Below are 15,605 nucleotides of genomic sequence, written 5' to 3'. Positions count from 1 at the left end.
TGATTTTATGACAAAAATCACAGTAGTTGGAGCAGGTAGCTGGGGAACAGCGTTAGCGATGGTATTAGCTGACAATGGGCATGATGTACGTATTTGGGGAAATCGTTCTGAACTTATGGATGAGATTAATACAAAACATGAGAATAGTCGATACCTTCCAGGAATTACATTGCCAAGCACAATCGTAGCCTACTCTTCTTTAGAAGAAGCATTAGTAGATGTAAATGTAGTACTTCTTGTAGTACCAACGAAAGCGTACAGGGAAGTATTGCAAGACATGAAGAAATATGTAGCGGGTCCGACTACTTGGATTCATGCAAGTAAAGGAATTGAACCTGGTACGTCAAAACGTATTTCGGAAGTGATTGAGGAAGAAATTCCAGAGAACTTAATTAAAGACGTTGTTGTACTGTCTGGACCGAGTCATGCTGAAGAAGTTGGTTTACGTCAAGAGACGACGGTTACATCAGCGGCGAAGCGTATGGAAGCGGCTGAGGAAGTACAAGATTTGTTTATGAATAGTTACTTCCGTGTATACACAAATCCAGATATCGTTGGAGTTGAACTTGGTGGTGCGTTAAAAAATATTATCGCATTAGCTGCGGGGATAACTGATGGACTTGGATTAGGTGATAATGCGAAAGCGGCATTAATGACGCGTGGTTTAACGGAGATTGCTCGTTTAGGAAGAAAAATGGGTGGAAATCCGTTAACGTTTGCTGGTCTAACTGGTATGGGTGACTTAATTGTAACTTGTACAAGTGTCCATAGCCGAAATTGGCGTGCTGGAAATATGCTTGGAAAAGGACACTCTTTAGAAGAAGTGTTAGAAAGTATGGGTATGGTTGTAGAAGGTGTAAGAACAACGAAAGCTGCTCATGAATTGGCAGAGAAAATGGAAGTGGAAATGCCGATTACAGCTGCTTTATATGACGTGCTATTTAATGGGAATAATGTAAAAGATGCAGTAGGCTCATTAATGGGACGTGTTCGAAAACACGAAGTAGAAGCTATACCTGACTTACTGTAAAGAAAAGCGACAGAAGTACAATTGTACTTCTGTCGCTTTTTATTTTTTTGGGTCTTTTCACCATTTTTTTATTTTTGCATAGGATGAAGAGTAACTTGAGGAGAGGGTGAAAAGAATGGATAATAACATTTTTAATAACATTGAAAAAGAAGCGAAAGTGAATAAAGAAGATATTTTTAAATTAGCATCATCTGTACAAAATGCGAATTTACGTGATGAGACTGTGCTTCGCCAATTGATTCATCAAGTCGCTCTTATGGCAGGACGTGAAGTGCCAAAAGAACAAGAGGATCAAATTGTAAAAGCGATTATTAACAATAATATGCCAGCAGATTTTGGCTCGTTAAGCAAAATGTTTAAAAAATAAAATATGAGAAACAAAGAGTTTGTAGATTGCATATGATAGCCATGAAAGTATGGGAATAGAGCTGTTTTGGGCATATTTGGTCAACCGAAGCGAGAGGATACACTCGCTTCGGTTTTTATGTTTATGGAGACTAGTGGAAAATACTGAAAAACGTATTGATTACAGTTACACATTCGCAATTTGTAGTAAAATGTTCTTTTTGTATTTGTTTAAAGATTTTAATTTGTTAAAATAGTATAAAAATAGATTAATAAAAAGGGGTGTGTATATGTCGGAAGGGCTTATAAAAATGTGGTTTGCATTAGGGGCAATTGGATTTATGTTTTTTGCAGTAAGTTTTATTTTGCTAAGCAGATATAAAATAAAGAATAAAATTTTGAAAGGGATTACAGCTTTGGTAGCCTACACCCTTATGGTTGTATCAGGAATTGTTATATTTCTTGTTGTATTTAGTGGGCCTGTACAGCAGTAAAGGGGATGGTCTCGAAAATACTACATACGGAGCAAGTTATATTAGTATGAAAAGGTGATTACTAGTGAAAAAAATCCATATTATTTTAATATTTTGTTGTATCAGCCTTTTAACAGGATGTCTGTATCCGAAAGAAAATATGAAACAAAATGCTGTCCCTTATGAAGATCAGTTACAGGTCGTTCAAAAAGCTGTTGCGACATTTAAGGAGCAAAATAGTGGGATATTGCCAATTAAGACGCGGGATATGAATACGCCTATTTATCAAAAGTATCCAATCGATTTTCAAAAGATTGCTCCGCGTTACATACAAGAAGCGCCAGGGAACGCGTATGAAAGCGGAGGAGTATATCAATACGTATTAATAGACGTTGAAACAAACCCGACAGTAAAGTTAATTGATGTTAGGATGGCTGAACAAATTCAGGAATTATCTTTAAAGCTTCGGATGTATCGAGATGAACATCAATATCCACCTTTTAAAAAGGTAATTTCAGATGGAGTGTATGAATTAGATTTCAAAAAACTAGGATATAAAGATGTACCGCAAGTGACAAGTCCGTATTCTGGTAAAGGGCTTCCGTTTGTAATCAATGAAAAAGGAGAGATTTTTGTTGATTATAGAATCGATTTATATGAAGCGTTGAAAAAAAATGAAGGGCAATTTAAGGAGGGAGAAGATATTAGGAATATACTTTCGAAAGATTCTCCATTTGTACCTGCGTATTCTTTGCCGTATACGGTAAAGGATGGAGAACCAATTTTTTTAAAATCATAAGTCATGAACCTTTCTTTTAGTGAATAAGTTCTAGAAGAAAGGTTTTTTATGTTACACAACTTGCGATGCAAACAAAAGGTATTTTTTTAATAGTCATATGAAATTGGACAAAATTATATGATATATTGTCCGAACTTCTAGAATACCATTATATTATATCAGATATTATAGGCAACGTTAGAGAAGGTATTAGTTGACTATAAACGTGGAATTATTCCCAAAAATATTGAGGGAGGGAATCACTTGGAAAAGGTAGATATTTTTAAAGATATTGCGGAACGCACAGGCGGTGATATTTATTTTGGAGTTGTAGGAGCTGTTCGAACAGGGAAATCAACATTCATTAAAAAATTTATGGAACTTGTAGTTATTCCTAATATTGAGAATGAATCTGACCGTCAAAGGGCGCAGGATGAACTGCCTCAAAGTGCTGCTGGACGTACAATTATGACGACGGAACCGAAGTTTGTTCCAAACCAAGCGGTTTCTATCGAAGTAGATGAAGGTCTTGAAGTGAATATTCGATTAGTAGATTGCGTTGGATATACGGTTCCAGGAGCAAAAGGCTATGAAGATGAGAATGGCCCACGCATGATTAATACTCCTTGGTATGAAGAACCTATTCCATTCCATGAAGCTGCAGAAATTGGAACACGTAAAGTAATTCAAGAACATTCAACAATTGGTGTTGTAATTACAACAGATGGAACGATTGGTGAAATTCCAAGAAGAGATTATATAGAGGCAGAAGAACGCGTCGTAAATGAGTTAAAAGAAGTCGGAAAACCTTTCATTATGATCATCAACACTGTACAGCCATATCATCCAGATACAGAGCAATTGCGTCAAAGTTTATCTGAAGAATATGATATCCCAGTCATTGCGATGAGTGTCGAAAGTTTAAGAGAAACAGATGTGTACAATGTGCTTCGAGAGGCGTTATTTGAGTTCCCTGTTTTAGAAGTGAATGTGAACCTTCCGAGCTGGGTAATGGTGTTAAATGAAGGGCATTGGTTACGCCAAAGTTATCAAGAAGCTGTTCAAGAGACTGTTAAGGATATAAAACGTCTTCGTGATGTGGACCGTGTCGTGTGGCAGTTTAGTCAGTATGAATTTATTGATCGAGCGAGCCTAGCTGGCATTGATATGGGGCAAGGCGTAGCAGAAATTGATTTATATGCACCAGATGAATTATATGATCAAATTTTAAAAGAAGTAGTAGGGGTAGAAATTCGAGGGAAAGATCATTTATTGAAGCTTATGCTCGATTTATCCCATGCGAAAATAGAATACGATCAAGTGGCGGATGCCCTGCGTATGGTAAAGCAAACAGGATATGGTGTAGCGGCGCCTGCGTTAGCTGATATGAGCTTAGATGAGCCAGAAATCATCCGGCACGGTTCAAGGTTTGGTGTGAAATTAAAAGCTGTAGCTCCATCTATTCATATGATTAAAGTAGATGTGGAGTCTACGTTTGAACCAATCATTGGTACTGAAAAGCAAAGTGAAGAATTAGTTCGTTATTTAATGCAGGATTTTGAAGATGATCCATTATCAATTTGGAATTCTGACATATTTGGACGTTCGCTAAGCTCTATTGTTCGAGAAGGCATTCAAGCGAAACTATCTTTAATGCCAGAAAATGCGAGATATAAATTAAAAGAAACGCTAGAAAGAATTATTAATGAAGGATCTGGCGGATTAATTGCGATTATATTATAAGAAAAAAATCCCTCTCATCGTAGAGGGATTTTTTTAATTTTTGCATATAAAATAGAAAAATAAACAGTCATTATCTAATATATTGTTGTAAATTGTCAAGTTTCATCAGATTTTCACATTTTAAGAGTAACAATTTCCTTAAAAATATTGAATTATAAAGGAGAATCGTATAATATAGGCGTTGATAATGATTTATCTACATCTTTGTAGTATAGAATTTGCAAAAATTGCCTACAAATGAAAGTAAGACTCATTTTATGATCATTATACAGTCTTATCTTTGGGAGGAGGTGAATGGCATGAACAAGACAGATTTAATCAATGCTGTTGCAGAAGCAAGTTCCCTTTCTAAAAAGGACGCAACAAAAGCAGTAGACGCTGTTTTTGATTCTATCTTAGAAGCTTTAAAACAAGGTGATAAAGTACAACTGATCGGATTCGGTAACTTCGAAGTTCGTGAGCGTGCGGCTCGTAAAGGTCGTAACCCACAAACAGGTGAGGAGATTGAAATCGCTGCAAGTAAAGTACCTGCATTCAAACCTGGTAAAGCGTTAAAAGATGCGGTTAAATAATCCTTACATATTAACAGGGAAGAAGAGTTTCCTTTTTGGAAACTCTTCTTTTTGCTTTTAAAAACATAAATATGCTAGAATGTGTTCGTATCACTTTTAGGTTTTCGGGAGGGCTAGCGGATGGCAAAAGTTAATTTAGAACAAATTGAACATGCAGTACGCCTTATTTTAGAGGCAATCGGAGATGACCCAAATCGTGAGGGAGTACTTGATACACCAAAGCGTGTTGCGAAAATGTACGCAGAAGTGTTCTCAGGTATGCATGAAGATCCGAAAGAACATTTACATAAAGTGTTCGGAGAAGATCACGAGGAGCTTGTATTAGTAAAAGATATACCGTTTTATTCGATGTGTGAGCATCATTTAGTTCCATTCTATGGAGTTGCTCACGTTGCATATATTCCGCAAGGCGGAAAAGTGACAGGGTTAAGTAAATTAGCTCGCACTGTAGACACAATTGCACGTCGTCCACAACTACAAGAACGTATTACATCAACAGTAGCGAACTCTATTATGGAAGTACTAGAGCCGCATGGTGTAATGGTAGTAGTAGAAGCGGAACATATGTGCATGACGATGCGTGGCGTGAAAAAGCCAGGTGCGAAAACAGTAACAACAGCAGTACGTGGTGTGCTAGAAAATGATGCTGCGGCACGTAGTGAAATTTTATCTTTTATTAAAACGAAGTAAAGAAAAGTGGGAAACTGCTTTTCTTTTTTTTTTTTTTTGTAAATAAATGATATAGTTTTAGGAAGACAGAGTGAGAATAGAAAGACTCCTTACAAGAATGGAAGATGTTATTTCATTCGGTGGAAGTTTAGAAAGAGTAGCCAAGTTTTGGTTATAGAAAATAGAATGTATGTGTTATAATAAGTTTTATGAATTAGAAAACAAGGGTGATTTTTGTGTGTGACATCTACGGAGGGTATGCGGGTATAAGAGAGAAATTGATGGAGAAATTACGCCATCCTTATTTTATAAACTATATTGAAGAACCATATATTGATGAAGAGAAAATAGCATTGTTATATGGTGCTTTAAAAAGTGCAAAATTACATATAGAACAAATTGAGCATTATGTAGTAACGATTATGCTTGTTCAAATTGCGCTTGATACACATGAAAGAGTATCAAATAAGGCAGGGGAAGAAGCAAATGAATCGCATAAACGTCGCCAGTTAACAGTGCTTGCTGGTGATTACTATAGCGGGTTATATTATTACTTATTGTCTATGAATCGTGATATTGTTTTAATTCGTGCGCTTGCTGAAGGAATTAAAGAAATTAATGAACACAAAATAATGTTATATCAAAAAGCGCATAAAACGATGGATAACATAATGGAAAGTGTAGTAACGATTGAGTCTGCACTCTTACAAAAAACATGTAATCATTTTCATTTATCGCATTGGAAGCCGTTTATAACGTATGTACTAGGAAAAAATCGTCTTCAAAAAGAATGTGAACGATACGCTGATAAACAACATTCACCTGTTTTTCAAGCTGTTCAAGAGATTTTGAACGATAAAGCAGATGCAGAAACAGTTATGAATGGATGGATGATGGAACTGAGAAAGAAAGAAAATCAATTTTTAGAAAATCACACAGATATAAGCGAAATAAACTCTGTGTTAAGAGATAAATCGAAGACATAAGCAATTTTACATTGGAAGAAGGTACGAGCATGCAACAATCAAAAGAAGAAAGAGTACATGATGTATTTGAGAAAATCTCTGATAAATACGATGTAATGAATTCTGTAATTAGTTTTCAAAGACATAAAGCGTGGCGTAAAGAGACGATGCGCATTATGGATGTAAAACCAGGTAGTAAAGCACTTGATGTATGCTGCGGGACAGCGGACTGGACAATTGCACTAGCTGGAGCGGTAGGTGAACAGGGCAAGGTTGTTGGTTTAGACTTCAGTGAAAATATGTTATCTGTCGGTAAGCAAAAGGTAGAGGCGTTACAATTAAAACAAGTTGAACTTCTACACGGGAATGCAATGGAACTTCCATTTGAAGATAACACATTTGATTATGTAACGATTGGATTTGGTTTACGTAACGTACCGGATTATATGCACGTATTAAAAGAAATGACGCGTGTAGTAAAACCAGGTGGAAAAGTAATTTGTTTAGAAACATCCCAGCCAACAATGATTGGTTTTCGACAAGGGTATGTTTTATACTTTAAATACATCATGCCGTTATTTGGAAAGTTATTTGCGAAAAGTTATAAAGAATATTCATGGTTACAAGAATCTGCTAGTACATTCCCTGGTATGAAAGAATTGGCTAATATGTTCGAAAAAGCTGGACTTGAACGTGTACAAGTGAAGCCGTTTACTTTTGGGGTAGCAGCGATGCACTTAGGTATGAAACCAGAAGCAAAATAGAAAAAGAAAAAAGAAGTTTTAGGTTAAGGTGAACAATATGAAGTTACAACTTATGTACTCTTTTTTACGATCGGATATTAATGTGATAGAAAAAGAATTAAAAAAGACAGTTGCTTCTGAACAGCCATTAGTAGAAGAAGCGGCATTACAACTTATTGAAGCTGGTGGGAAGCGAATTCGTCCTGTATTTGTGTTGCTTGCGGGGAAATTTGGAGATTATAAGTTAGATGCAATTAAGCATGTAGCTGTTGCGTTAGAACTTATTCATATGGCTTCTCTTGTTCATGATGATGTTATTGATGCTGCTTTTTTACGACGTGGTAGTGCAACTGTGAATGCGAAATGGGGAGATCGCATTGCAATGTATACAGGGGACTATCTATTCGCTAAGTCTCTTGAATGTATTACAAATATCGAAATTCCTGAGGCGCATCAGGCGCTATCGCATACTATTTTAGAAGTGTGTAAAGGTGAAATTGAACAAATTAAAGATAAGTATAACTATGATCAAAATTTAAGAACATATTTAAGAAGAATAAAGCGAAAAACAGCATTATTAATTGCTGCGAGTTGCCAATTAGGAGCAATTGCTGCTGGCGCTAATCGTGATACGGTAAATCGTCTGTTTTGGTATGGATATTTCGTAGGGATGTCGTATCAAATAATTGATGATATTTTAGATTTCGTTTCCACAGAGGAGAAACTTGGAAAGCCTGCTGGCGGAGATTTACTACAAGGGAATATTACGCTTCCTGCCCTATATGCTATGGAAGATCCGGTTCTTTGTAAGAAAATCAAATCTGTACATGAAAATACAACAGCGGATGAAATGAAAGAGATTATTGAGGCTGTAAAGAATAGTGCTGCTATTGATAAAGCATTTGCGTTCAGTGAACGTTATTTACATAAAGCATTAGAAATTATAAAACCACTCCCACGTGGACAAGCGAAGTATGCATTACAAAATGTAGCAAAGTATATTGGAAAACGAAAATTTTAGTGTTTTTTCTAAAAAATAAAATAATCTCTCTATTTCAAAACTATTGCACAATTGTGATAAGGGTGTTAATATGTGTGTGGGGATATACAATTACATACATAATTCAGAAGTGGAGAGATTTTTTATGGAAAAAACATTTCTAATGGTTAAACCAGACGGTGTACAACGTGCCTTCATTGGGGAAATTGTAGCTCGTTTTGAGAAGAAGGGCTTTCAATTAGTTGGTGCAAAATTAATGCAAGTCACTCCGGAAATTGCTGGACAACACTATGCTGAGCACACAGAGAAACCTTTCTTTGGTGAATTAGTAGACTTTATTACATCTGGCCCTGTATTCGCAATGGTATGGCAAGGTGAAGGTGTAGTAGATACAGCTCGTAACATGATGGGTAAAACAAGACCACATGAAGCAGCTCCTGGAACAATTCGTGGAGATTTCGGTGTAACTGTTGCGAAAAACATTATCCATGGTTCTGATTCGTTAGAAAGTGCAGAGCGCGAGATTGCTATTTTCTTTAAAGAAGAAGAATTAGTTGACTACTCAAAATTAATGAATGAATGGATTTACTAATTATTTTGAAATAATTTGTAAACGCTTTAATTACTGTGATAATAGTAGAAAGTGCAAGGAGAATAGGGGTATTCTTCTTGCACTTTTTTTATTTCTATTAGTTACGAAGTTAGAGCTGTTATGATATATTGATATGTAAAGTAAAGGCCTATCGGAGAATAAGCGAATGGCTGATGTATTAATAACTCTTTCATATTTTTAGAGTAATGAAAGATAAAATTTTTGCTTAATATAGCGAGATAAATACATATACGAAAAGAGGAATAACGTATGCGATATATTACAGCTGGTGAATCTCATGGTCCACAACTTACAACGATTATAGAAGGTGTACCAGCAGGTCTACCAATAGTTGCGGCTGATATAAATGAAGAGTTAGCTAGAAGGCAAAAGGGATATGGGCGTGGTAGACGCATGCAAATTGAAACAGATCAAGTGCAAATTGTAAGTGGTGTTAGACATGGAGAGACATTAGGTTCTCCAATTGCACTTGTTGTTGAAAACCGTGATTTTGCACATTGGACAAAAATTATGGGTGCAGAGCCGTTAACGGAACAAGAAGAAAAAGAAATGAAAAGGAAAGTAACAAAACCAAGACCTGGACATGCTGATTTAAATGGTGCGATTAAATATGGTCATAGAGATATGAGAAATGTACTGGAACGTTCTTCAGCTCGCGAAACGACAGTGCGTGTTGCTGCTGGTGCGGTTGCTAAAAAAGTGTTAGCGGAACTTGGTATTACAGTAGCGGGCCATGTAATTGAAATTGGCGGCGTTGAGGCTAAGGAGACTACGTATCGTTCAATTGAAGAATTAAAAAGCATTACAGAAGCATCACCCGTACGTTGTTTAGATGAAGAAGCTGGTAATCAAATGATAAAAGCAATTGATGATGCGAAATCAAATGGTGATTCCATCGGTGGCATCGTTGAAGTAATTGTGGAAGGAATGCCAATTGGGGTCGGTAGCTATGTACATTATGATCGAAAACTAGATGCAAAATTAGCGGCTGCAATTATGAGCATTAATGCTTTTAAAGGTGTCGAGATTGGAATTGGTTTTGAGGCAGCACATAGACCAGGTAGCGAGGTTCATGATGAGATTCTTTGGAATGAAGAGAATGGATATACACGAAGAACAAATAACGCAGGTGGTTTAGAAGGCGGAATGACGACTGGAATGCCGATTGTTGTGCGCGGTGTGATGAAACCGATACCCACACTATATAAACCTCTTCAAAGTATCGATATTGATACGAAAGAGCCTTTTACAGCAAGCATTGAACGTTCAGATAGTTGTGCTGTTCCAGCGGCTAGTGTCGTTGCAGAAGCGGTTGTAGCTTGGGAATTAGCAACAGCTTTAATAGAACAATTCGGATTAGATCGTATCGACCTTATTCGTGAAAATATTGAGAAACATAATGAATATGCGAGGGGATTTTAATGGGAAACATACATATTCAAACAAAATCAAAAGAATATGATGTACATGTAGGAAAAGAATCGTTGTCACATTTGACAACAATCGTTCAAAACATGCAGCCATCTGTATCAAACATTATGATCATTTCAGATGAAGCTGTTGCGTCTTTACACTTACAGAAAGTTATAGATGCGTTGCAAATAGAGCAAAACGTATTTTCATTCGTTGTACCGAGTGGTGAAAAAGAGAAGTCTTTTGAAAATTTCTATGCGGCTCATACGTCAGCTCTTGAAAATAAATTAGATAGAAATTCTTTAATTATCGCACTTGGAGGCGGGATGATTGGAGATTTAGCTGGTTTTGTTGCCGCGTCGTTTATGCGTGGAATTCGCTTCGTTCAAGTTCCAACGACTTTATTAGCTCACGATAGCGCAGTAGGTGGGAAAGTAGCAATTAATCACCCGTTAGGTAAAAATATGATAGGTGCATTCCATCAACCAGAAGCAGTTGTATATCATACGCCATTTTTACAGTCTCTCCCTGAAAAAGAGTGGCGTTCAGGTTATGCAGAAGTGATAAAACATGCTCTTATTGGTGATGTAAAGCTGTATCATTGGCTGAAAGAAGAAGTGCAAACATTATCAGATCTTCGTGATGAGAAATTAATCCATATATTAACGAAGGCGATTCCTGTAAAGGCAAACATTGTATCGCAAGATGAAACAGAAAAAGGTGTACGTGCTCATTTGAACTTTGGACATACGTTAGGCCATGCTCTTGAAAAAGAACTAGGATATGGAAACATTACTCACGGTGACGGAGTAGCGGTTGGAATGTTATTTGCTTTGTTTTTAAGTGAGCAAGTGTACAATGTTGATCTTTCTTATGAAGAGATGAAGCAGTGGTTCATAAAGTACGGCTATCCCAAAATGCCAAGTGATTTGAATGTAGAGCGCCTCGTTCAATTGATGAAACAAGATAAGAAAGCGAATGCTGGAGCAATTCATATGGTGTTAATGCAGGAATATGGGGTAGTGAATGTCGTATCTATTCCAGATGAGACTGTTCATATTGCGTTAGAGGCATTTCAAAAGGATATGGCTTAAGAAGTGTTAGAGGTATTCTCGTAATAGTGGCGGTTAAGATAAACGATTACAGTGAGGGATGACAACCGTCTCGTAATCGAATTGAATAAAATGACTGGGGGAAGAAAAATGAGAGTGAAAGAGCAATTGTTAACTTTGAGAGCATATGTACCTGGAAAAAATATTGAAGAAGTAAAAAGGGAATATGGGTTATCAAAAATTGTGAAATTAGCATCGAACGAAAATCCATTCGGTTGCTCAGCACGTGTAACAGAAGCATTAACTTCTTTAGCGAGTCAATACGCTCTTTATCCAGATGGGTATGCCTTTGAACTTCGAACAAAAGTAGCAGAGCAGTTAGGTGTTAAGGCCGAACAACTGTTATTTGGTAGTGGATTAGATGAAGTCATTCAAATGATTAGCCGTGCATTACTACACGAAGGAACAAATGTTGTAATGGCGAATCCAACATTCTCGCAATACCATCACCATGCTGTTATTGAAGGAGCAGAAGTTCGTGAAGTACCACTTAAAGATGGCATTCACGATTTAGATGCGATGTTACAGCAAGTAGATGATAAAACGAAGATTGTATGGATTTGTAACCCGAATAATCCAACAGGTACATATGTAGAGAAACAAAACTTACTTTCATTTTTAGAATCAGTTCCTAAGTCAGCGCTCGTTATTATGGACGAAGCATACTATGAATATGCGGGAGCAGAAGACTATCCGCAAACAGTACCACTTCTTGAAAAGTATGAAAACCTTATGGTTTTACGCACGTTTTCAAAAGCATATGGTTTAGCTGCTTTCCGTATTGGATATGCGGTTGGTAATGAGAAGTTAATCGGGCAGCTAGAAGTAGCGAGGTTACCATTTAATACATCGACTGTAGCGCAATCTGTAGCACTTGCTGCATTAGAAGATCAAACATTTTTACAAGAATGTGTGAAAAAGAATGAAGAAGGATTAAATCAATATTACGCGTTTTGTAAGGAATATAACGTATTCTATTATCCATCTCAAACAAATTTCATTTTCTTAAAACTTGGTATTCCTGGTAATGAGGCTTTCGAACGATTAATGAAGAAAGGCTATATTGTTCGTTCTGGTGCTGCATTTGGTATACAGGATGGTATTCGTATTACTGTCGGTTTGAAAGAAGAAAATGATGAAATTATAGAACTATTGAAAGAGATTGTAAACGAGCAAGTAAAGAAAGAAGAAACATACTCTTAAGAGTTTGTAAAGGCTCCTAATATAGGAGTCTTTTTTATTTAAATAAAGAAGAACTGTAAAGGGTTCGCGCGGGCCAATAATTTATAAGGGAAGTTATTTGCACGGTAATGAAAGAAAACGGTACAATAGAAAGTAGTAATGCGGTATCGGTGTCATATTCGAATCGTTATGAGTGAAAGTACAAGTATGCTCTTTCTAAAGGTAGCGTTGTTACACCTAGTTGCTTATGATAAAGTGAAACTTTAATCAGTGGGGGCTATTCATCCTTCATTGATTATTAGCCTGCATCAATCGGGCTGCCTGCAAATAGCGGGTGAAATGAACAGAAAAGAATATTCTTTATAATTAAAGGAGACGTTTATGCAAAAGTTTGAACAAGCTGTTTCATATATTGAAAATGGTGAAGCGGAAAAAGGATTACAATTATTAAAAGAACAATTAAAAATTGCGAATGATGAAGAGAAGTATGATATCGCTCGCTATTATCATACACTTGGATTTACAGATGAAGCGTTAGCTATTACAGAAGATTTACGTTTATTGTATCCGGAAGAAAGTGAATTCACTGTATTTTTAGCAGAATTATATATTGATCTAGATAAAGAAGATGAAGCGATTGAAGTACTTCATGATATTCCGGAAAATGATGATTTATATGTTCAATCGTTATTACTTGTTGCGGATTTATTCCAAATGCAAGGATTCGATGATGTAGCAGAACAAAAACTATTAAAGGCGAAAGAAATGATGCCTGACGAGCCTGTTATTACGTTTGGATTAGCAGAATTATATAGTAGTAAAGGGGAAGAACAAAAGGCAATTACTCATTATGAGTCGCTATTAGCGGAACATAAAGTAATGGGTGGTGTTGTCATTGCACTTCGCCTCGGAGAAACGTTAAGTGCGATTGGAAATTGGGAAGAAGCGATTTCTTATTACGAAGCAGGTTTAGAGGAACAAAAAGATATTCACTCATTATTTGGATATGCCTTTACGTTATATCAAGGTGAAGAATATCAACGAGCAATTGGTGCTTGGCAAGAGCTAAAAGAATTAGATCCTGAGTATGCATCTCTTTACATGTATTTAGCGAAAAGCTATGAAAAAGAAGGAATGCTTCAAGAAAGCTATGAAACACTTCATGAAGGAATTAAAGTAGATGAGCTTTCTGTACCATTTTATGTAGAATTAGCGAACATTGCGGCGAAATTAGGAAAAATAGCGGAAGCAGAGGAAGTACTTCAAAAAGCGCTTGAGTTAGATCCAGGACATTTAGGTGCAACATTAAAATATGCGTATATCTTAAAGGAACAAGAAAAGTATGAAGAGCTAATTGCTGTTGTAGAGCGTGCAATTGATAGCGGAGAACCAGATACACAACTACTTTGGGATCTTGCGTTTGCAAAAAAACAATTAGAAATGTATTCGGATGCATTAAAACACTATGAAAGTGCATATACTTCTTTTAAGAATCATCCAGACTTCTTGGAAGAGTACGGTTATTTCTTATTGGAAGAAGGTATGCGAAAAGAGGCGAAAGAAGTATTTACTCAGTTAATACAACTAGACCCGACACAAATTCATATTGAAGAATTGTTATATAATTTAGAGGATTTTTCATAAGTTGGAAGGAAACTGAATGCCGCTTCTTGAATCTAAAAAGAAAAGAGAAAGACAGAGGAGGGACTTAATTGCTATGAATACCCCTGTTTCTGTAAACGAGAAGAAGGATTTTGTAAAATGGTTTTTGAATAATTACCAACTGAAACAGCGTGAATGTGTATGGATTTTGAATTATTTAATGAGTCACGACCAATTGATGCATAAAGTCCACTTCGTAGAGCATGCAAAATATTGTCCGCGTGGCTTAGTGATGTCCGCGAATTGTGTAAAAGATACACCGTTTCACTTTTTTAAACAAAATGTTATGACAACAGATGCTGAAAAATCGTTTCATGATATTCGTTTAAATCGAGATGAGGATATTTATATTCAACTCAATTTTAAATCATCGTTTCAAAATGCCAATTATGTAGCTGTATTAGAAGAAAACCCGTATTTACCAAAGCATATTGAAGTAAATGAAAAAGATCGTTTACTTGCAGAAAGATTTTTAGAAGAAAGTGTATTTTCTTTTAGAAGAGAACGTCTTTTGAAACAAATTGATGAAGCGCTAGATAAGCAAGATAAGGAAGCGTTTCATAAGTTAACAGCGGAGTTAAAGATGTTGTAGAATTCATTTGGATTCGTAAAATTTTACAAATTTCAGACTTTTTAAGAAAAACTACCTTAATATAGGTAGTTTTTCTTTTTTTACCTCTTTTAGTATGGTTTAATATATATAAAGTGAAAGTTCTGTCATTTGCAAAGGGAGGAGGGAAGTAATTTGAAATGGATTGTAAAAGATGTAGAACAGTTTGAGCAAGCAAGAGAGTATGTAGATACAGGTGTTATACCACTTTTATCAATTTCAGCAGCAAAAGAAATGAAAACGGTAGTAGAACAAGGCGAATTTATCGAATTGCTAAGTATGGAGCTGGAAAGAGAATATAAAGGAAGAGTGCTTTTACTACCTGCATTTACGTATTTAGTAGAAAGTCAAAAAAACGAAAAAGGTCGTTTGCAAGAATGGACAAATCATTTACAAGAGCAAGGTTTTAAGCATATTGCTTATGTTACAAGTGATTTTTCATGGAAAGAAGATATGCAAGAATTGCAGGGAGATTTATTTTGGTTTCCTTCATTAGCGTTAGAACAATTTAGTGATCAAGCGAAAAGAGAAGTTATTCATGCACATATAAAAAATATAATGGTGATGTTAGAAGAAAAATGGGGAAAGTAATAATAAACAGAAAGTTCTTATTATTATGAGTAGTATGATATTGACCTGTGCATGAGCGTATTATATCATGATAGTGTCCTAGTTTTTATTTTTTATATAATTTA

At 36.0% G+C, this 15,605-nt stretch carries 17 protein-coding genes; all 17 read left to right on the top strand.

Annotated elements, in window-relative coordinates:
- The first annotated feature begins 7 nt into the window (after nt 1-7).
- The gene (locus ACUXEY_RS13675; RefSeq protein WP_029440681.1) at nt 8-1,030 is read left to right on the top strand and encodes an NAD(P)H-dependent glycerol-3-phosphate dehydrogenase; all 1,023 of its coding nucleotides are present in this window, start codon (nt 8-10) and stop codon (nt 1,028-1,030) included.
- Between the two features lie 115 nt (nt 1,031-1,145).
- Nucleotides 1,146-1,397: a stage VI sporulation protein F gene (locus ACUXEY_RS13670; protein WP_000369753.1), complete on the top strand. Its 252-nt coding sequence runs from the start codon at nt 1,146-1,148 to the stop codon at nt 1,395-1,397.
- Between the two features lie 268 nt (nt 1,398-1,665).
- The gene (locus ACUXEY_RS13665) at nt 1,666-1,869 is read left to right on the top strand and encodes a DUF2768 domain-containing protein (RefSeq protein ID WP_001288997.1); all 204 of its coding nucleotides are present in this window, start codon (nt 1,666-1,668) and stop codon (nt 1,867-1,869) included.
- Nucleotides 1,870-1,933: 64 nt separating this feature from the next.
- Nucleotides 1,934-2,647 (top strand): hypothetical protein, encoded by a 714-nt coding sequence (locus tag ACUXEY_RS13660; protein WP_098521191.1) that lies wholly within the window; start codon nt 1,934-1,936, stop codon nt 2,645-2,647.
- Between the two features lie 243 nt (nt 2,648-2,890).
- Nucleotides 2,891-4,369, top strand: coding sequence for a stage IV sporulation protein A (spoIVA, locus tag ACUXEY_RS13655; RefSeq protein ID WP_000416519.1), 1,479 nt, complete (start codon nt 2,891-2,893; stop codon nt 4,367-4,369).
- Between the two features lie 299 nt (nt 4,370-4,668).
- Entirely contained in the window at nt 4,669-4,941 is a 273-nt protein-coding gene (locus tag ACUXEY_RS13650) for an HU family DNA-binding protein (protein ID WP_001043860.1), read from the top strand.
- A 120-nt stretch (nt 4,942-5,061) separates the two neighbouring features.
- A complete protein-coding gene (gene folE, locus ACUXEY_RS13645) occupies nt 5,062-5,631 on the top strand; it encodes a GTP cyclohydrolase I FolE (protein ID WP_001151482.1) in 570 nt (189 codons plus the stop codon).
- Nucleotides 5,632-5,846: 215 nt separating this feature from the next.
- Complete coding sequence (locus ACUXEY_RS13640; protein WP_141539642.1) at nt 5,847-6,596, top strand: heptaprenyl diphosphate synthase component 1; 750 nt, start codon at nt 5,847-5,849, stop codon at nt 6,594-6,596.
- A gap of 29 nt (nt 6,597-6,625) precedes the next feature.
- On the top strand, nt 6,626-7,339 hold the full coding sequence (gene menG / locus ACUXEY_RS13635) for a 2-heptaprenyl-1,4-naphthoquinone methyltransferase (protein ID WP_166702165.1): 714 nt from the start codon (nt 6,626-6,628) through the stop codon (nt 7,337-7,339).
- 37 nt (nt 7,340-7,376) lie between these two features.
- On the top strand, nt 7,377-8,339 hold the full coding sequence (gene hepT, locus ACUXEY_RS13630) for a heptaprenyl diphosphate synthase component II (RefSeq protein ID WP_048527036.1): 963 nt from the start codon (nt 7,377-7,379) through the stop codon (nt 8,337-8,339).
- A 124-nt stretch (nt 8,340-8,463) separates the two neighbouring features.
- Nucleotides 8,464-8,910 carry a nucleoside-diphosphate kinase gene (gene ndk / locus ACUXEY_RS13625; RefSeq protein ID WP_000415885.1) on the top strand — a complete coding sequence of 149 codons (447 nt, stop codon included), beginning with the start codon at nt 8,464-8,466 and terminating at the stop codon, nt 8,908-8,910.
- A gap of 270 nt (nt 8,911-9,180) precedes the next feature.
- Nucleotides 9,181-10,353: a chorismate synthase gene (gene aroC, locus ACUXEY_RS13620; protein WP_429602175.1), complete on the top strand. Its 1,173-nt coding sequence runs from the start codon at nt 9,181-9,183 to the stop codon at nt 10,351-10,353.
- Nucleotides 10,353-11,438 carry a 3-dehydroquinate synthase gene (aroB, locus tag ACUXEY_RS13615; protein WP_429602176.1) on the top strand — a complete coding sequence of 362 codons (1,086 nt, stop codon included), beginning with the start codon at nt 10,353-10,355 and terminating at the stop codon, nt 11,436-11,438. The genes aroC and aroB overlap by 1 nt, the downstream gene beginning before the upstream one ends.
- A gap of 108 nt (nt 11,439-11,546) precedes the next feature.
- A complete protein-coding gene (gene hisC / locus ACUXEY_RS13610) occupies nt 11,547-12,659 on the top strand; it encodes a histidinol-phosphate transaminase (protein ID WP_166702169.1) in 1,113 nt (370 codons plus the stop codon).
- A gap of 360 nt (nt 12,660-13,019) precedes the next feature.
- Nucleotides 13,020-14,282 (top strand): tetratricopeptide repeat protein, encoded by a 1,263-nt coding sequence (locus ACUXEY_RS13605; protein WP_071723338.1) that lies wholly within the window; start codon nt 13,020-13,022, stop codon nt 14,280-14,282.
- A gap of 73 nt (nt 14,283-14,355) precedes the next feature.
- Nucleotides 14,356-14,892 carry a ReoY family proteolytic degradation factor gene (locus tag ACUXEY_RS13600; RefSeq protein ID WP_001095922.1) on the top strand — a complete coding sequence of 179 codons (537 nt, stop codon included), beginning with the start codon at nt 14,356-14,358 and terminating at the stop codon, nt 14,890-14,892.
- Between the two features lie 153 nt (nt 14,893-15,045).
- Complete coding sequence (locus ACUXEY_RS13595) at nt 15,046-15,501, top strand: YpiF family protein (protein ID WP_166702170.1); 456 nt, start codon at nt 15,046-15,048, stop codon at nt 15,499-15,501.
- Nucleotides 15,502-15,605: the final 104 nt, after the last annotated feature.

The organism is Bacillus sp. F9_6S_D1_P_5, assembly GCF_054823925.1.
The sequence above is the reverse complement of the archived record's forward strand: the minus strand, read 5'-3'. Positions and strand labels throughout refer to the sequence as shown.